Origin of the sequence: Streptomyces sp. NPDC008137 (genome assembly GCF_042957035.1) — a bacterium.
Lineage (GTDB): Bacteria > Actinomycetota > Actinomycetes > Streptomycetales > Streptomycetaceae > Streptomyces.
This window is the reverse complement of sequence record NZ_JBIBHN010000004.1, coordinates 14,694-32,871: the sequence shown is the minus strand read 5'-3', so window position 1 is coordinate 32,871 and position 18,178 is coordinate 14,694. Positions and strand designations below refer to the sequence as shown.

The window sequence follows — 18,178 nt, the reverse complement described above, 5'->3', positions numbered from 1 at the left end:
GCGAACGGCTACCGGGGGGAGCGTCGCGCGACATGGGGGAGACCAGGCTCATCCACGGCCGATACCGGCTGCTCGATCTGATCGGGCGCGGCGGCATGGGCGAGGTGTGGCGGGCACGGGACGAGTCCCTGGGCCGGCACGTCGCCGTCAAGTGCCTCAAACCGCTGGGCCCCAACCACGACCACGCCTTCACGCGGGTACTGCGGGAGCGGTTCCGGCGTGAGGCCCGGGTGGCAGCCGCGCTCCAGCACCGGGGCATCACCGTCGTGCACGACTTCGGAGAGTCCGACGGCGTCCTCTACCTCGTCATGGAACTGCTGGACGGCCGCAATCTCAGCCAGCTCCTGGAGGACAACAAGCAGCACCCGCTGCCGGTCGCCGATGTCGTGGAGGTCGCCGAGCAGGTCGCCGCCGCGCTGGCCTACTGCCACGAACAGAACATCGTCCACCGCGATCTGAAACCCGCCAACATCGTGCGGCTCGGCGACGGCACCGTGAAGATCTGCGACTTCGGCATAGCCCGCCTCGGCCACGACATCGGCTTCACCTCCCGGCTGACCGGCACCGGCATCGCCATGGGCACCCCGCACTACATGTCCCCGGAGCAGATCAGCGGCATCGAGGTCGACCAGCGCAGTGACCTGTACTCGTTCGGGTGCGTGCTCTACGAGATCGCCACCGGCGTCCCGCCGTTCGACCTCGACGATCCCTGGGCGATCCTCGTCGGCCACCGAGACACCCCGCCCCGGCCGCCGCGCGAACACCGCCGCGAACTGCCCGAGTACCTGGAGCGCGTCGTCCTGGACCTGCTGGCCAAGGAACCCGGGCACAGACCCGACGACGCCCGCGAGCTCGCCCGCCGGATCAGCATGCACCGGGCCGCGCCGGCGTATGTGCCGACCGTGCTGGCGGCCCGTCCGGCGCCCGACGCGCTGGCGGGAGCGGGCCGCATGCCGTCCTGGACCCGGGGCATGACCACCGGCCACAAGGCGGCCGGCGCCGGGCTGCGCACCACACCGCCGGACCCGGCGGCCGGACTCTCCGGCGAATGGATCGCCCGGCCCGCCGCAGGCCCGGTCGAGGAACCCGTCCCCGAGGAACGGCCCACCCCGCCCCCCGACGTCCTGACCGCTCTGGCCGGCCGGCACAACGCGGGCCTGAGCCTCGGCCGGCTCGGCCGCTGGGCGGAAGCGGGGGAGGTGCACCGGGCGGTCGCCGCCGAACGCGAGCACCTCCTCGGCCCCGACCACCCCGACACCCTCGCCAGCCGCTACGAGGTCGCCTTCACCCTCAGCCGCACCGGCCGCGCCGCGGACGCCCTGCGCGAGTACAAGCACGTCACCGAGGCCAGGATCCGCAGCCACGGCGCCGACCATCCCGACACGCTCGCCGCGCGGCAGGAAATGGCCTATGTGCTCGGCCAGTTGGGCCGCCCCTTCGACGCCCACCGGGTGTACACCTCGGTACTCACCGCCCGGGAGCGCATCATGGGGCCAGACCACCCCGACACTCTGCGCTGCCGGCACAACCTCGCTTTCAACCTCAGTCGCCTGGGCCGCCTCGAGGACTCCTACCGCATGGCCCGCGAGGTTGCCGCCGCCCGGGCGCGGGTGCTCGGCCCGGACCACCCGGACACTCTCGTCACTCGCTACGAAGTCGCCTACGCCCTTGGCCAGTTGGGTCGCTGGGCCGAGGCCCTGGAGACCTACCGTGAGGTCGCCGGGGCACGTGCCCGGGCCCTCGGCGCCGACCACCCCGACACACTCGCCGCCCGGCACGAGATCGGCATCAGCCTGGGCCGCCTCGGCCGCAGCGCCGAGGCCCTGGACCTCTACGGCGACCTGGCCGAGGACCGCACCCGCGTTCAGGGCCCCACCCACCCCGAGACCCTGCGTGCCCGCCACGGGCGGTGCGTCAACCTGGGCCGGCTGGGCCGGTGGGCGGAGGCCCTCGCCGAGTCCCGGGACGTCGCCGCCCTCCGCGAGCGGGTGCTCGGCCCCGACCATCCGGACACCCTGGTCAGCCTCCGCGAAGTCGCCGTCGGCCTGGGCTGGCTGGCCCGCTGGGCCGACGCGCTCACCGAGTACCGGCGCGTGGCCGCCGCCCGAGAACGCGTCCTCGGCGCGGACCACCCCGACACCCTCGCCAGTCGCAACGACGAGGCGCACTGCCTGCAGCAGCTGGGCCGCGGCGCCGAAGCCGTGGCTCTCTACCGCCGGGTGGCGGCCCTGCGGGAGCAGCGGGCGTCGGCCGGGCGGTGACGCGCGGCGCGGCCAGGCCGTACGGCCCGGGAAGACGGCCGGCCCCGGCGGCGCACACGCGGGCGCTCGTGCGGCGGCCTGACCAGCAAGGCGCACCTGGCCGTCGGACAGGGGCAGATCAAGGAGTGGCCATGACCGGCCATGTCACGATGGCGCCGCGTAACAGCGGATGGCCACCGTCTGCTCCGGACTCCACTGCTGCTCGACTGTGCCGATCAGCTCCCAGCCCAGCCGCTCGTACAGGGCTGCCGCCGCGGTATCGGATGCCACGACGTCGAGCACCGGATGCAGGCCGCTCCGCCGCGCTTCCTCCACTGCTCGGCCGATCAGCAGCGCACCGATTCGATGTCCCCTCGCCCGCGGTGCGACGAACAGCCTGCTGACCACGGCGGTCCCACGCCGAGTCGCCCCGTTCCGCTCACTCCACAACGCAGGGGCCACATCGTCTTCGCCGCCATGCGACAAGCTGACATGCCCCACCAGGTCGCCTTCGAGTCCGGCGACCCAGGAACCCAGCAGAGGACCACGTGACAGCCACTCGCCGGGCTGATCGGGCCAGTTCACCGGATAGCCGTCGCACGCATGGACCTCCGCGAGTGCCCGTACGCACTCCTCGACATCGCCATCAGCCCTCGGCCGGACCCAACGGCGCGGACTCTCATCCGGCACCCCGGAGTTCTCGATGTTCACTCCGGCATGGAAACACAGGCCACAGAGGCGCAACCATCCACTTTCGCCACAGGCCCTGGATGCCGACGGCCGATGAGCCCGCCGCGCGGATCGAACCAAAGGGCCCGGCCGTCGTCGTCTGGCCGGGCCGGATCACCCCGTGTTACGAAGAACCATGACCGCACCCGAGGGACCCCGCGCACACCGGACGTACGACGCCGTCATCGTCGGCGGTGGCCACAACGGCCTGGTCGCCGCCGCCTACCTGGCCCGGGCCGGCCGCTCCGTGCTGGTTCTGGAGCAGTTGGACCACACCGGAGGCGCGGCCGTGTCCACCCGGCCGTTCGCCGGGGTCGACGCCAGGCTGTCCCGGTACTCGTATCTGGTCAGCCTGCTGCCGAAGAAGATCGTCCGGGACCTGGGCCTCGACTTCCGGGTCCGCACCCGCACGGTCTCCTCCTACACGCCCACCGAGCGCGACGGCCGGGCCACCGGGCTCCTCGTCGGCGGCGGCGAGCGGCGGACCAGGGAGGCCTTCGCCCGGCTCACCGGCTCGGACCGCGAGTACCGGGCCTGGCAGGAGTTCTACGGCATGACCGGACGCGTCGCCCAGCGGGTCTTCCCGACCCTCACCGAGCCGCTGCCCACGCGGGAGGAGCTCCGCGGCCGCCTCGACGACGAGCAGGCCTGGCGGACGCTCTTCGAGGAACCGATCGGAGTCGCCGTCGAGGAGCGCTTCGAGGACGACCTGGTGCGCGGCGTGGTCCTCACCGACGCCCTCATCGGCACGTTCGCCGACGCCCACGACCCCTCGCTGAAGCAGAACCGCTGCTTCCTCTACCACGTGATCGGCGGCGGCACCGGCGACTGGGACGTGCCGGTCGGCGGCATGGGCGCCCTCACCGACGCCCTGGCCGACACGGCACGCGCCGCGGGCGCCGTCCTCGCCACCGGCCACGAGGCGCTGCGCATCGACACGGACGGCCGTACGGCCGAGGTCACCTACCGCACGGCCGACAGCGAGGGCACCGTGGCTGCCCGGCACGTCCTGGTGAACGCCTCCCCGCAGGCCCTGGCACGACTCACCGGCGACACACCCCCGTCTCCCGCCGAGGGCGCCCAGCTGAAGGTGAACATGCTGCTCAAGCGGCTGCCGAGGCTGCGGGACAGCACGGTGGACCCGCGCGAGGCGTTCGCCGGCACCTTCCACATCGCCGAGGGCTACGGACAATTGGCCGCTGCCCACGCCCAGGCCGCCGCCGGTGGCCTGCCCGCGGCGCCGCCCTCCGAGATCTACTGCCACTCGCTCACCGACCCGACCATCCTAGGTTCCGGCCTGGCCGAGCAGGGCTACCAGACACTCACCCTCTTCGGGCTGCACACCCCGGCCCGCCTGTTCGCCCGGGACAACGACGCCGTACGCGAGGAGCTGCTGAAGTCGACCCTCGCCCAGCTCGACGCCCACCTGGCCGAACCGCTCGCCGACTGTCTGGCCACCGACGCGGACGGGCGGCCCTGCGTCGAGGCCAGGACCCCGCTCGACCTGGAGCGGGACCTCGGCCTGCCCGGCGGCAACATCTTCCACCGCGACCTGAGCTGGCCCTGGGCCCAGGACGGCACCGGCCGCTGGGGCGTGGAGACGGGCCACGCGAACGTGCTGCTGTGCGGTGCCGGAGCGGTGCGCGGCGGCGGAGTGAGCGGGGTGCCCGGGCACAACGCGGCCATGGCGGTGCTGGAAGAGGAACCCCGGTGACCCCTCAGTCCGCCGACGGCGTCCACCCCACAGCCTGAAGGCGCGACGCGTCCGCCGGGCGGGTCTCGTCGAACAGGGCGCCGCCCGTCGCCTCGACCCGCAGTCCGTCCACGTAGCACCCCCGCCCGACATACAGCCGGTCCGTCGCGTACCGCCAGCGCAGGCCGAGTTCCCGCGCGGCGGGGACATCGGCGGTGAGCCGGTGCCAGACGCGGCCGGACCAGCCGGTGACCGAGCCCGACGGATGCCGCCGGGGATCCTCGCCCCGGCGGTCCGTCGTGAAGGGCACCGGCTGCCAGGTCGTGCCGCCGTCGGTCGTCGCCTCCAGGACCAGGACGTCGGCCTTCGGCTCGGTGTCCCACCACAGCGCGCAGCGCAGCCGCGCCCCACCGCCGGACGTGTCCAGCGCGGGGAGAGCGAGCGTCGCCGTCGCCGACACCGCCATCCCCGAGAACCAGGCGCTACGCCCCCGCACCGGCCGGACCGGCACGGCCCGTGCCAGGTTGTTCGCGGCGGCGACCCGAGGGGCCGATCCGGACCGCCAACCACGTACCGGGTGAACGGAGTTGCCGAGCACGACGAGAAAGGAGTCGGTCGTCGGGTCGAGCACCAGCGAGGTGCCCGTGAAGCCGGTGTGCCCGGCCGTGCGCGGCGTGGCCATCGCGCCCATGTACCAGTGCTGGTAGAGCTCGAAGCCGAGGCCGTGCTCGTCGCCCGGGAAGGCGGTGTTGAAGTCGGTGAACATCAGCTCCACCGACTCGGGCCGCAGGATCCGCGCCCGCCCGTAGACACCGCCATTGAGCAGCGTACGGCCGAGGACCGCGAGGTCCCACGCGTCGGAGAACACACCCGCGTGCCCCGCGACCCCGCCCAGGCTGAAGGCGTTCTCGTCGTGCACCTCGCCCCACACCAGGCCCCGGTCCAGGCCGGACCACGGAGGGCGGGCGTCCTCAGTGGCCGCGATCCCCGGCCGCCAGGAAGCGGGCGGGTTGTAGCGGGTGCGGCGCATGCCGAGCGGCGCGGTGATCTCCTCCCGCAGGAGGGTGTCCAGGGAGCGGCCCGTGATCCCTTCCAGCACGAGCTGGAGCGAGACGAGATTCAGGTCCGAGTACAGATACGCCGTGCCCGGCGCGCTCACCGGCTTCTCGTTCCAGATGAGCTGGAGCTTCTCCTCGTACGTCGGCGCGCTGTACAGCGGGATCCACGCGCGGAACCCCGAGGTGTGGGTGAGGAGCTGACGGATCGTGATGTCCTGCTTGCCCGCGCGTCCGAAGTCCGGCAGGTACGAGGCGACCTTCGCCTCCAGTTCCAGCCTGCCCCGCTCGATCTGCTGCACTGCGAGGATCGAGGTGAACAGCTTCGACACCGACGCCAGGTCGAAGACGGTGTCCTCGGCCATGGGAATCCGCTCCTCCGGCGGGAACTCCACACCGGTGTCGGTCTTCTCGTCGTAGGCCCGGTAGCGCACCGCCATGCCGATGGGCCGGTGCAGGGCGACGGTGCCTCCGCGTCCGGCGAGCAGGACGGCGCCCGCGTACCACGGGTGCGCGGGAGAGGGAGCGAGGAACGCCTCGGCGTCGGTGACGAGCCGGCGAAGGTGCGAGGAGAGCAGGCCGGCGCGAGCGGCGGAGCCGTGTCGCAGGGTGGGGCGGTGGCCGGTCGCCGCCGGGGCCGCTTCGGCGGGGCCCGCGGGCAGCGCGGCGAGGGCGAGCGCACCGCCCAGGGCCAGGCCCGCTCTGCCCAGTTGACGTCGGGTCAGTTCATCGCTCGCCGGTCTGTCGGTCACCGCGCACACCCCTTCGCCTCAACCGCCTCGCATGACCCATGAAGTATGTCCGCCGCACGCCTGCTCACAAAGACCGCGCGCATGAGCCACCACGTCCTGAATCTGACGGAGCATCAGAAAACCCCTTCCGTCCTCCGGAGGACTCCGGCATCCTGCGCCCATGCAGACGGAGCTGAGCCAGAAACTGGGAGTCGAGCACGCCGTCTTCGGCTTCACGCCGTTCCCCGCCGTCGCCGCGGCCATCAGCCGGGCCGGCGGCTTCGGCGTGCTCGGCGCGGTCCGCTACACCGCCCCCGACGAGCTCAAACGCGACCTGGACTGGATCGAGGCGCACGTGGACGGCCGGCCGTACGGCCTGGACGTCGTGATGCCGGCGAAGAAGGTCGAGGGCGTGACCGAAGCCGACGTCGAGGCGATGATCCCCGAGGGGCACCGGCAGTTCGTCCTGGACACCCTCGCCAAGTACGGCGTGCCCGAGCTCGCCGAGGGGGAGGCGTCCGGCTGGCGCATCACCGGCTGGATGGAGCAGGTCGCCCGCAGCCAGCTCGACGTCGCCTTCGACTACCCGATCCGGCTGCTGGCCAACGCCCTCGGCTCCCCGCCCGCCGACGTCATCGCACGCGCCCACGACCAGGACGTGCTCGTCGCCGCCCTCGCCGGCAGTGCCCGGCACGCCCGCAAGCACCGGGACGCCGGGATCGACATCGTCGTCGCGCAGGGCTACGAGGCCGGCGGCCACACCGGCGAGATCGCCTCCATGGTGCTCACACCGGAGGTCGTCGACGCCGTCGCCCCGTTGCCCGTGCTGGCCGCCGGAGGCATCGGGAGCGGACAGCAGGTGGCCGCCGCACTCACCCTCGGCGCGCAGGGTGTGTGGCTGGGCTCCCTATGGCTCACCACCACGGAAGCGGACCTCCACTCGCCGGCCCTGACCCGCAAACTGCTCGCCGCCGGCTCCGGCGACACCGTCCGCTCCCGCGCCCTGACCGGCAAGCCCGCGCGTCAGTTGCGCACCGAGTGGACCGACGCCTGGGACGACCCGGCAGGACCCGGCACCCTGCCGATGCCGTTGCAGGGCCTGCTGGTCGCCGAAGCCGTCTCACGCATCCAGAAGCACGAGGTCGAACCGCTGCTCGGCACCCCGGTCGGGCAGATCGTCGGCCGGATGAACAGCGAACGCAGCGTCCAGGCCGTCTTCGACGACCTCACCCGCGGCTTCGAACAGGCCGTGGACCGCGTCAACCGCATCGCCGGAAGGAGCGGACAGTCGTGAGCACACCCGCAGTGGGCTTCTGGGCCCAGGCCGCACAGGACCCCGGCCGCACCGTGCTCGTCGCGCCCGACGGGGAGGAGTGGACCGCCGGACGGCTGCACGCCGCCGCCAACCGGCTCGTGCACGGCCTGCGCGCCGCCGGACTCGACCGCGGCGACACCTTCGCCGTGGTCCTGCCCAACGGCGTCGAGTTCCTCACCGCCTATCTGGCCGCCAGCCAGGCCGGGTTCTACCTCGTCCCGGTCAACCACCACCTGGTCGGACCGGAGATCGCGTGGATCGTCTCCGACTCCGGCGCCCGGGTCCTCCTCGCCCACGAGCGCTTCGCCGACGCGGCACGCCACGCCGCCGACGAGGCCGGCCTCCCGGCCGGCCACCGGTACGCCGTCGGCAGGGTCGAGGGCTTCCGGCCGTACGCCGAACTCCTCGACGGACAGCCCGAGTCGGCGCCCGCCGACCGCACCCTCGGCTGGGTCATGAACTACACCTCGGGCACCACCGGCCGCCCCCGGGGCATCCGCCGCCCGCTGCCGGGGAAGCCGCCGGAGGAGGCGTACCTGGGCGGTTTCCTCGGCATCTTCGGCATCCGGCCGTTCGACGACAACGTGCACCTGGTGTGCTCGCCGCTGTACCACACGGCCGTCCTGCAGTTCGCCGGAGCGTCCCTGCACATCGGCCACCGGCTGGTCCTGATGGACAAGTGGACGCCCGGGGAGATGCTCCGCCTCATCGACGGCCACCGCTGCACCCACACCCATATGGTCCCCACCCAGTTCCACCGCCTGCTGGCCCTGCCCGACGAGGAGAAGGACCGCTACGACGTCTCCGCCATGCGGCACGCCATCCACGGCGCCGCGCCCTGCCCCGACCACGTGAAACGGGCCATGCTCGACTGGTGGGGCCCCTGCGTCGAGGAGTACTACGCGGCCAGCGAGGGCGGCGGCGCCTTCGCCACCGCCGAGGACTGGCTGAAGAAGCCCGGCACCGTCGGCAAGGCCTGGCCCATCAGCGAACTCGCGATTTTCGACGACGACGGCAACCGGCTGCCTCCCGGCGAACTCGGCACCGTCTACATGAAGATGAACACCGGAGGCTTCTCGTACCACAAGGACGAGGCCAAGACCCGCAAGAACCGCATCGGCGACTTCTTCACCGTCGGCGATCTGGGCCACCTCGACGAGGACGGCTATCTCTTCCTGCGCGACCGGAAGATCGATCTGATCATCTCCGGCGGTGTCAACATCTACCCGGCCGAGATCGAGTCGGCCCTGCTCGCCCATCCCGCCGTCGCGGACGCCGCCGTCTTCGGCATCCCGCACGACGACTGGGGTGAGGAGGTCAAGGCGGTCGTCGAGGCGGCCCCCGGACACCGGCCCGGACCCGCCCTCGCGGCCGACCTCCTCGACCACTGCGCGCACCGGCTCGCCGGGTACAAACGGCCCAGGAGCGTCGACTTCATCACCGAGATGCCCCGCGACCCCAACGGCAAGCTGTACAAACGCCGGCTGCGGGAGCCGTACTGGGAGGGCCGGAACCGACCGGTGTAGCGGCCGGCGCTGTGGCAGGAGCCGCGAGCGGGGTGCCGCCCCACCGGGAGCGGCACCCCGTTCCGCACGGTCAGCCTCGCTCGTGCACCCGGACCACCTTCAGCTTCGGCGAGGACAGGATGTCCTTCTCGCAGAAGCGCGACGCCACCCACTTCTCGCCGGAGAACAGCCGCGTCTGATCGGCGAAGTGCGGCGACTTCGGGTTCGATGACTGGGAGTACGTCAGCAGAGTGCGGGCCACCGGGCAGCCACCACCGTCCCAGCCCACCGCCTGGAGATGGCTGGAGCCGAACGGCACCTCCGTATAGCCACCGCCGGCCGCGTCCCACGTCGGCTGGATCACGTTCCACACACCGAGCTGGCCCGCGCCGCCCGGCACCGGAAGGCGCTCGCCGTCGCGGACGACGAACTGGTGGGCGCCGAGCGGCGCGTCGAGCGCGATGCCCGCGGTCCGCAGCTCCGTCACCGTGTCGGCGAGGGCGGCGGCGAGGCCGGGAGCGTCCGTGTTCAGCGTGTTCGGGGTACGCACCGGATCGGCCGCCGAGAACGGCACCTTCCACAACTGCTCCGGCGGCACCGCCTGTTCCAGCCTCCGCCAGAACCGGTCGAAGAGCAGCGCTCCCCGGCTCCCCGTGTCCATGGTGCGGTCCCACGCCCTCAGCACCCCGCAGGCGTCCGACACGTCGACGGGTGTGCCGTCCTTGCCCGTCGCCCTGCCGCCCGGCAGCGCGACGCACGCCCGTGCCACGTCCTCGGCGGCGAGATCGCCCGCCGGCACCCGGTTGGCGAACTGCTGCCGCTGCAGGTCGCGTACGGTCAGACGGCCCTTGTCCGCCATCGCCGCCACGTCCTCTATCCCGCCGCGCGTGCGCAGGCCGAGCTGTGTGCCCACGGTGCCGAACACCCGCTCGTAGCCGGTGATCGGCCGGTCGGCGTTGGTCATCCACGCGGTGCCGTTCGAGTTCTCCACGTACGGTGCGTTCTCGAGCGTCGGCATCCGCGCCGGGCCGAAGATGCCCGGCACCACGGCGTCGGGATCGCCGCCGAGGGCGCAGTCGCCGCGCGAGCCGTCGAGGATCGCGATGCCGGACGCGGGATACGTGGTCCTGCCGAGCTCCGTCGAGCAGCGTTCCGCCAGCCCGTCGGTGATCCGGGGGAGCACCTGGGACTGGGTGTAGAGGGAGTGTCCGGCCCGGTCGGCGGCGATCGTGTTCACCCAGGGAATGCCCTGGTGCCGAGCGAGTGAGGCGCGGACCTCGTCCGTGCTCCGTGCCTTGCCGAAGCCGAGCGAGGTGTCGGAGAAGCGGAGGTTGGAGGCGTTCGGGTCGTACAGGGCGTACGCCGTCGTGCTGGTCCACGGCAACGGGACCTGGGGGCTGAGCGACGTGACGACCGGCCCGTAGCGGGTCCACCACTGGGTGCGGGTCACCGGCGCGCCGTCCTTCACCGCGACCGTCACGGTCCGCTTCCTCATCCGCTCCGGCTCGCCGTCCACGAGGTACGTCGTGGGATCGGCCGGATCCAGCGTCAGCCGGTGGAAGTTGGCCGGAATGCCGGTCGAGACGGTGTGGCTCCACGCCACATGTGCGTTGAACCCGATGGAGATCGCCGGGGTGCCGAGCAGGGAGCCGCCGGAGACGTTCAGCTCGCCGGGGATCGTCTGCTGCGACTGCCAGAACCGGCGCCCGCCCGCCCAGGGGTAGTGCGGATTGCCCAGTAGCAGACCGCGGCCGTTCGCCGTCGTGTCGCCGCGGAAGGCGACCGCGTTGGAGCCCATGCCGGGGTCGCCCCACAAGTCGTCCGCCGCCTTCGCCACCGACTTGGCGCTCGCCCGGGGAGCGGAGGTGCCGCTTCGGGCGGTGGTGGGCCCGGTCGGCGGCCGCGCGGTGGTGATCGTGTCGACGAAGCGCCCCTCGCCCGCGATCGAGGCGATGGCGAGACCGCGGGCGGCCACGTCGAGCTCGGTGACCGGACGCACCCAGGAGGCGCCCGCACAGGCGGGATCCGTGGTCTTGTTCTTCTTCAGCCACGCGTTGTACCCGGCCGCCCAGCCCCGCATCATGCCCCGTGTCTCGCGGCTCGGGCCCGCGGGAGCGGGCTGGGCGAGCGCCTTCTCCACGGTGCGGCTCTCCCGGATCCCGCGGAAGTACACATCACTGGCGAGGTTCGTCCTGGCCCCGGAGAGGGCGCCGTCGGCGGCCGTGCCGGCGCCGAAGTACCGGGAGCGCTCGCCCCGCAGGGTCACGAAGCCGTCGGCGAGCGTGCAGACCTCGTCGGCGGCCTGCGCCCAGCCCGTGCCGAAGCCCAGGTCCGCGTAGTTCTTCGCGAGGATGTGCGGAATGCCGTACTCGGTGTAGCGGATGACGGCGGACAGGCCGTCGCGGGAAGGATGCTGCTCCGCACGCCCCTGGCTCGGGGCGGCGGCCGCGGGTAACGCGGACGCGGCCGTGAACAGGGCCGTGGCCCCGAGGACGAGGCGTCTCAGGCGGTTGCGCATGGTGCCCTCCAACATCGTTGAGGGTAAGGAGACTTGAGCGTACAAATGTTCCGTGTTCATACGTCAGTACCATCACACCGGACGCCTCTGGCGGCTGCGGGGTTGAGCCGGCCGGTCCTTGACCTCCCCGGGCGGCCGACCGAGGATCACTTGTCATGACGACGCCCGGACACGGCAGCACGGTCGACGGAGTCCTACGGCGCAGCGCCCGGCGCACACCGGCGCGCATCGCGGTGGAGTACGGCGAACGCACCTGGACCTACGACGAACTCGACACCGCGGTCTCCCGCGCGGCGAGCGTCCTCCTCGACCAGGGCCTGTCCCCCGGGGACCGGGTCGGCGCCTACGGCCACAACTCCGACGCCTACCTGATCGCCTTCCTGGCCTGCGCCCGGGCCGGCCTGGTGCACGTACCCGTCAACCAGAACCTCACCGGCGACGACCTCGCCTACATCGTCGGCCAGTCCGGCAGCTCCCTGGTCCTCGCCGACCCGGACCTCGCCGGCCGGCTCCCCGACGGCGTACGGACACTGCCCCTGCGCGACGCCGGCGACTCGCTGCTCGCGCGTGTGCCCGCGGCGCCCCTGTACGACGGCCCCGAGCCGCGCCCCGAGGACCTCGTGCAACTGCTGTACACCTCCGGGACGACCGCACTGCCCAAGGGCGCGATGATGACGCACCGGGCCCTGGTGCACGAATACCTGAGCGCCATCTCGGCCCTCGACCTCAGCGCGGGGGACCGCCCCGCGCACGCGCTGCCCCTGTACCACTCGGCGCAGATGCACGTCTTCCTGCTGCCCTACCTCGCGGTCGGCGCGACGAACCTCGTTCTCGACGCACCCGACGGCGACCGGCTCCTCGACCTGGTCGAAGCGGGCCGCGTGGACAGCCTGTTCGCCCCGCCCACCGTCTGGATCGCCCTGGCCAACCGCCCCGACTTCGCCACCCGCGACCTGAGCGGCCTGCGCAAGGCCTACTACGGTGCGTCCATCATGCCGGTCCCCGTACTGGAACGGCTGAAGGAACGCCTCCCGAAGCTGGCCTTCTACAACTGCTTCGGCCAGAGCGAGATCGGCCCCCTCGCCACCGTCCTCGCTCCCGAGGAGCACAAGGGCCGCATGGACTCCTGCGGCCGGACCGTGCTGTTCGTCGACGCGCGCGTGGTCGACGAGGACGGCGAGGACGTACCCGACGGCACCCCCGGCGAGATCGTCTACCGCTCCCCGCAACTGTGCGAGGGCTACTGGGACAAGCCCGAGGAGACCGCCGAGGCCTTCCGCGACGGCTGGTTCCGCTCCGGCGACCTCGCGGTCCGCGACGCGCACGGCTACTTCACGATCGTCGACCGGGTGAAGGACGTCATCAACTCCGGCGGCGTCCTGGTCGCTTCACGCCAGGTCGAGGACACCCTGTACACCCACCCCGGGGTCGCCGAGGCCGCGGTCGTCGGCCTCCCCGACGACCGCTGGATCGAGGCCGTCACGGCCGTCGTCGTCCCGCGCGGCGAGGTGACGGAGGCGGAACTGATCGACCACGTCCGCGAGAATCTTCCGCACTTCAAAGCGCCGAAGAGAGTGTTCTTCGTGGACGAACTCCCGCGCAACGCCAGCGGGAAGATCCTCAAGCGGGAGCTCAGGAAGGACCTGGGAGGCGGGACGGGGGCGGCAGCGTCCGGGTAGCGGCACGAGGGGTGCCTCCCGAGGCGACCGTCGCCGCAGCCCGCGAGGCCTCCCCGATCTGCCGTCCGCTCTGTACGGACGCTGGGACGACGCCGCCCGGGCCCGTCTCCGGCGCTTCCGGACGGGCTCGGCATGCGTTCCTCAGCCCTGCGGGCCGTACGCCGTCATGAAGCGGTCGCGGAACTTGTCCATGCCCCACCGGGGAGCGTTCTCGGCGGGCTTGAGGCCGTCGGTCCAGCCCCAGTCGGCGACCCGGTCCAGGACCTTCTCGTCCTTGGCGACGATGGTGATCGGCACGTCCTTGCCGGTGTCCCCGGCGGTGACGGTCGGCACCGGCTGGTGGTCGCCGAGGAAGACGAGGACCGTGTCCTCGTCGCCGTAGCGCTCCAGCCACTCGGTGAGGCTGCGGATCGAGTACTCGATGGCCTTGCGGTACTCGGTGCGCACCTTCTCAGGGTCCTTCCAGACTTCCGTGGGGTTGGTGCCCTCCTTCTTGATCTGGTGGAACACCGACCCGTCGCCGAGGTCCTCCCAGTCGATCATCTTCGCGATGGGCGACCACGGGTTGTGGCTGGAGGCGAGGATGATCTCCGCCATGATCGGCTCGCGGTCCTTCTTGCCGTGCTCCAGACGCTGGAAGGCCTCCATGCTGAACTGGTCGGGCACGGGCGTCCAGCTGAAGTACGGGCCGTGGTAGCCGAGGTGCTCGGAGTCGTAGATGTGGTCCAGGCCGAAGTACTTCCCCTCCGGCCAGGCCCGGCGCACCCCGGGCACGACACCGACGGTCCGCCAGGCCTTCGTCTTGCCGAAGTAGTTGGTGAGCGTCATACGGTCACTGGTGGTCAGGTTGCGGTACCGCTGCTGGTTCTTGATCCACAGCCCGGACAGGAACGTCGAGTGGGCGAGCCAGCTTCCCGCGCCCGTCACCGGCGACTGCAGCCACCCGCTGCGCGACTCGAAACCGGCCGCCTTCAGCTTGCCCGTGCCCTCCTTGAGCACGGCGCCGGTCTGCTGGGCCATCGCGGGGTCGTCGATCGCCACACGGCCGTAGCTCTCGATGAAGGTGAACAGTACGTCCTTGCCGCGCAGCCCCGTGAGCAACTGGTCGGGCGGCGTCTTGGCGAAGGCGTCCACGGCGGCCTGCTTCCGGAAGACCCGCGCGTCCTTCAGGCCCGCCTGCACCTGGTCCACCCGGTTGCCGATGAACTCGGCGTTGCCCTTGGTGGCGAACGGCACGCTGCCGATCTGCACGCCCAGCGTCATGGCGGTGATCCAGGCCGTGCCGAGGATCAGTGTCGTACGGGCGGCGACGGAACGGTGGCCGGTCATCAGGTTCGTCAGCCGCACCACGGCGAGCGTCGTGAGGACCAGCACCGCGATGAACAGGACGATCACGCCGACCACGGCCAGCACCTGGCCGGTACGGCCGAACGTCTCCCTCAGGAAGTCCGTGCCGTTCTCGATCAGTATCCAGTCAAGGACCAGATCGAAGGGCCGGGCCAGGATCTGGTAGAAGCCCATGTCGACGAATTTCAGGATGGTGATCAGCCCGAGGAACGCACCTGAGACGACCGCCGTGATCCGCCGGGCCCGCGGCGGCAGCGTGAGCAGCAGGCCCGCGAGCAGCACGCCCTCGGCGGGAATGCGGACGAACGATTCGAACTCGATCTTCTCGATCTGGTTGGGCACGAGGAGCGCGAACAGTACGAGGGCCCCGGCCAGGACGGTCGTTCCCACGCTGACGCCGCGTGCCGTACGGGGGTAACGCCGCCGCCAGCCGAACCAGCCGGGCTTCGTCGCGTCCGGTGTCTCTTCGGGCGTGGCCTCATGTGCGACGTCGACGTCCGGGGTCTCCTTCGGGGCGTCCCCTGCTGTGTCGGTGCCGTCGCCGACCGGTTCCTCCGCGACCGCGTCACCGCCGGTGTCGTCATCCGGTTCCGCCCCGCCCCCGGCCGGGTCCGATTGCTGACGGGAGCGAGTGAAGAGCGACACCCGGAGGTCCTTCCGTGCGGTCTTGCTAGGCATGGCAAACAGAGCCCGGTGAACCGAGCCTGCCACCACCAGTACGTCCGCACGTCACCTTAGGTTCAAACGACAGGCCGGAGAATCACCCGTCCGCCGCCACCGCCACCTCCCGCGCCCACCGGTAGTCCGCCTTCCCGCTCGGCGACCGCCGCACCGACTCCGTGATCACCAGCTGACGCGGGATCTTGTAGCCGGCGAGCCGGTCCCGGCAATGGAGCCGGACGTCCTCCAGTGACGGCCGTACCGCCCCCTCGCGCAGCTGCACCACAGCCGCCACATGGTGGCCCCACTGGGGGTCCGGCACCCCGGCCACCAGCGCGTCGTAGATGTCCGGGTGAGACTTGAGGGCCTGCTCGACCTCCTCCGGGTACACCTTCTCGCCGCCGGTGTTGATGCACTGCGAGCCGCGCCCCAGGACGGTGACCACGCCCTCCTCGTCGACCGTGGCCATGTCGCCCAGCAGCACCCACCGCTCGCCGCCCCGCTCGAAGAAGGTCCCGGCGGTCTTGGCGGGGTCGTTGTAGTAGCCGAGCGGCACATGTCCGCACTGGGCGATCCGGCCCACCTCGCCGGGCGCCACGGGTTCGTACGTGGCCGGGTCCACCACCTGCGTACGGGCGTGGACACGGATCCGGAAGCCACGCTCGGGCCCCGAGTCCTCGGTCGCCGTGCCGTTGAAACCGGACTCCGACGAGCCGAAGTTGTTCAGCAGCATGGCGTTCGGCACCAGCTCCTGGAACTGCCGGCGCACCGTGTCCGACATGATCGCGCCGGACGACGACACGCTGAACAGCGACGAGCGGTCGATGTGCTTCAGCGGACCGGCCAGCGCGTCGACCAGCGGCCGCAGCATCGCGTCGCCCACCAGCGAGATGCTGCTGACCCTCTCCTTCTCCACGGCCCGCAGCACCTCCTCGGGCACGAACTTGCGGTGGATCACGACCCGCTGCCCGAAGTTGAAGCCGATGAACGCCGTGAGGGTGGAGGTGCCGTGCATCAGCGGAGCTGTGGGGAAGAAGGTGATCCCGGACCCGCCAGCCGCTACCCGTTCGGCCAGCTCCTCCGGCTTCTTCACCGGTTCACCGGTCGGGGCACCCCCGCCGAGCCCCGCGAAGAACAGATCCTCCTGCCGCCACATCACACCCTTGGGCATTCCGGTCGTACCGCCGGTGTAGATGATGAACTGGTCGTCGGCCGAACGCGCCGGGAAGCCGCGCGCCGGCGACCCCGCGGCCTCGGCATCCGCGAACTGCGTGCACGGCACCTCGGCGGCCCCCTGCGCCGGTGCACCCACCCGGACCAGATGCCGCAGCTTCTCCGCCCGCGGCCGTGCCGCCGCCACCCGGTCCGTGAACTCCGCGTCGAAGACCAGCGCCACCAGATCCGCGTCCCGGTAGAGGTACGCCAACTCCTCTTGCACATAACGGTAGTTGACGTTGACCGGCACGATCCGCGCCTTCAGGCAGCCCAGCACCGTCTGCAGATACTCCACCCCGTTGTAGAGGTGGAGGCCGAGGTGCTCACCGGGCCGTATCCCGCTGTCGAGCAGATGGTGGCCGACGCGGTTGGCCGCCGCGTCCAGCTCCGCGTACGTCAGACGCCGTTCCGCGCCCGTACCGGGATGGTCGGCGTACACCAGCGCCTCACGGCCGGGGACGACGTCGACGACCGACTCGAACAGGTCGGCAAGGTTGTACTCCACCGCTCCTCCTGACCCGGGACGTGCCTGGCATCGGACGGTTCGCCGGTCATCAGAGCAAAGGGCGGTCCAACTGTGAAGGGTCCGCGCAGAAGAAAACTGACTACCTGTCAGAAAACCCTTGAAGTGCCTCACGCCCTACTGCAACCTGTTCTCGTTCTTCGAGAGGGGAGTTGGCCATGGGTGGGACGGAACACCTCACCGTGCGGCGCGAAGGCGCCACACTGGTGCTCACGCTCAACAGGCCGGAGGTCAGGAACGCGCTCTCGCTGCCGATGCTCGTCGGCCTCCACGACGGCTGGCTGGAGGCCGACGCGGACGACTCGGTCCGCTCGATCGTGTTCACCGGCGCGGGCGGCTCGTTCTGTACGGGCATGGACCTCAAGGCGCTCGCCGGGAACGGCATGGCCGGCGAGGAGTACCGCGACCGGCTCAAGGCCGACCCCGACCTGCACTGGAAGGCGATGCTGCGCCATCACCGCCCCCGCAAGCCGGTGATAGCCGCCGTCGAGGGCCACTGCGTGGCGGGCGGCACCGAGATGCTCCAGGGCACCGACATCCGCGTCGCCGGAGAATCGGCCACCTTCGGTCTGTTCGAGGTGAAGCGCGGCCTGTTCCCCATCGGCGGCTCCACGGTCCGGCTGCAACGCCAGATCCCGCGCACCCACGCCCTGGAGATGCTCCTCACCGGCCGCCCCTACAGCGCACGCGAGGCCGCCGCCATCGGCCTGGTCGGCCACGTCGTCCCCGACGGCACCGCGCTCGAGCGTGCACTGGAGATCGCCGAACAGATCAACTCCTGCGGCCCGCTGGCCGTCGAGGCCGTCAAGGCCTCCGTCTACGAGACCGCGGAGATGACCGAGTCCCACGGCCTCGCCGCCGAACTCACCCGGGGCTGGCCGGTCTTCGACACCGCCGACGCCAAGGAGGGCGCCCGCGCCTTCGCGGAGAAACGACCGCCCGTCTACAAGCGCGCCTGACCGAAGGAG

11 protein-coding genes are annotated in these 18,178 nt (G+C 71.5%); 6 read left to right on the top strand and 5 right to left on the bottom strand.

Annotated features, from left to right (window positions below):
- Positions 1-32 precede the first annotated feature (32 nt).
- Positions 33-2,261, top strand: coding sequence for a tetratricopeptide repeat protein (locus ACFZBT_RS08300; protein ID WP_391099961.1), 2,229 nt, complete (start codon positions 33-35; stop codon positions 2,259-2,261).
- Between the two features lie 144 nt (positions 2,262-2,405).
- On the opposite strand, the gene ACFZBT_RS08295 is transcribed toward ACFZBT_RS08300, so the two are convergent.
- The gene (locus tag ACFZBT_RS08295) at positions 2,406-2,951 is read right to left on the bottom strand and encodes a GNAT family N-acetyltransferase (protein ID WP_391099959.1); all 546 of its coding nucleotides are present in this window, start codon (positions 2,949-2,951) and stop codon (positions 2,406-2,408) included.
- Between the two features lie 154 nt (positions 2,952-3,105).
- Between ACFZBT_RS08295 and ACFZBT_RS08290 the strand changes: the two genes are divergently transcribed.
- Complete coding sequence (locus ACFZBT_RS08290; RefSeq protein WP_391099957.1) at positions 3,106-4,683, top strand: FAD-dependent oxidoreductase; 1,578 nt, start codon at positions 3,106-3,108, stop codon at positions 4,681-4,683.
- A gap of 4 nt (positions 4,684-4,687) precedes the next feature.
- Here ACFZBT_RS08290 and ACFZBT_RS08285 read toward each other — a convergent pair whose 3' ends face one another.
- Positions 4,688-6,469, bottom strand: coding sequence for a serine hydrolase (locus ACFZBT_RS08285; protein WP_391099955.1), 1,782 nt, complete (start codon positions 6,467-6,469; stop codon positions 4,688-4,690).
- Between the two features lie 160 nt (positions 6,470-6,629).
- Between ACFZBT_RS08285 and ACFZBT_RS08280 the strand changes: the two genes are divergently transcribed.
- Both ACFZBT_RS08280 and ACFZBT_RS08275 read left to right on the top strand, forming a co-directional pair.
- Positions 6,630-7,742, top strand: coding sequence for a nitronate monooxygenase (locus ACFZBT_RS08280; RefSeq protein WP_391099953.1), 1,113 nt, complete (start codon positions 6,630-6,632; stop codon positions 7,740-7,742).
- Positions 7,739-9,289 carry an AMP-binding protein gene (locus ACFZBT_RS08275; RefSeq protein ID WP_391099950.1) on the top strand — a complete coding sequence of 517 codons (1,551 nt, stop codon included), beginning with the start codon at positions 7,739-7,741 and terminating at the stop codon, positions 9,287-9,289. Before ACFZBT_RS08280 ends, ACFZBT_RS08275 begins: the two co-directional genes overlap by 4 nt.
- Before the next feature lie 70 nt (positions 9,290-9,359).
- On the opposite strand, the gene ACFZBT_RS08270 is transcribed toward ACFZBT_RS08275, so the two are convergent.
- The gene (locus ACFZBT_RS08270; protein WP_391099948.1) at positions 9,360-11,786 is read right to left on the bottom strand and encodes a penicillin acylase family protein; all 2,427 of its coding nucleotides are present in this window, start codon (positions 11,784-11,786) and stop codon (positions 9,360-9,362) included.
- Between the two features lie 155 nt (positions 11,787-11,941).
- On the opposite strand from ACFZBT_RS08270, the gene ACFZBT_RS08265 reads away from it, so the two are divergent.
- The gene (locus ACFZBT_RS08265; protein ID WP_391099946.1) at positions 11,942-13,465 is read left to right on the top strand and encodes a fatty acyl-CoA synthetase; all 1,524 of its coding nucleotides are present in this window, start codon (positions 11,942-11,944) and stop codon (positions 13,463-13,465) included.
- A 141-nt stretch (positions 13,466-13,606) separates the two neighbouring features.
- Here the strand turns inward: ACFZBT_RS08265 and ACFZBT_RS08260 are convergent, their stop codons facing one another.
- Positions 13,607-15,457, bottom strand: a complete 1,851-nt coding sequence (locus ACFZBT_RS08260) for a sulfatase (RefSeq protein WP_391099943.1) — start codon at positions 15,455-15,457, stop codon at positions 13,607-13,609.
- A 115-nt stretch (positions 15,458-15,572) separates the two neighbouring features.
- Positions 15,573-17,192 (bottom strand): AMP-binding protein, encoded by a 1,620-nt coding sequence (locus ACFZBT_RS08255; protein WP_391099941.1) that lies wholly within the window; start codon positions 17,190-17,192, stop codon positions 15,573-15,575.
- A gap of 176 nt (positions 17,193-17,368) precedes the next feature.
- On the opposite strand from ACFZBT_RS08255, the gene ACFZBT_RS08250 reads away from it, so the two are divergent.
- Positions 17,369-18,169 (top strand): crotonase/enoyl-CoA hydratase family protein, encoded by an 801-nt coding sequence (locus ACFZBT_RS08250; RefSeq protein ID WP_391099939.1) that lies wholly within the window; start codon positions 17,369-17,371, stop codon positions 18,167-18,169.
- Positions 18,170-18,178 lie beyond the last annotated feature (9 nt).

What these genes read in the sequence shown, in the direction of transcription:
- ACFZBT_RS08250 (WP_391099939.1), top strand. Translation starts at nt 17,369, where the DNA reads ATGGGTGGGACGGAACACCTCACCGTGCGGCGCGAAGGCGCCACACTG.
- ACFZBT_RS08270 (WP_391099948.1), bottom strand. Translation starts at nt 11,786, where the DNA reads ATGCGCAACCGCCTGAGACGCCTCGTCCTCGGGGCCACGGCCCTGTTC.
- ACFZBT_RS08300 (WP_391099961.1), top strand. Translation starts at nt 33, where the DNA reads ATGGGGGAGACCAGGCTCATCCACGGCCGATACCGGCTGCTCGATCTG.
- ACFZBT_RS08290 (WP_391099957.1), top strand. Translation starts at nt 3,106, where the DNA reads ATGACCGCACCCGAGGGACCCCGCGCACACCGGACGTACGACGCCGTC.
- ACFZBT_RS08265 (WP_391099946.1), top strand. Translation starts at nt 11,942, where the DNA reads ATGACGACGCCCGGACACGGCAGCACGGTCGACGGAGTCCTACGGCGC.
- ACFZBT_RS08280 (WP_391099953.1), top strand. Translation starts at nt 6,630, where the DNA reads ATGCAGACGGAGCTGAGCCAGAAACTGGGAGTCGAGCACGCCGTCTTC.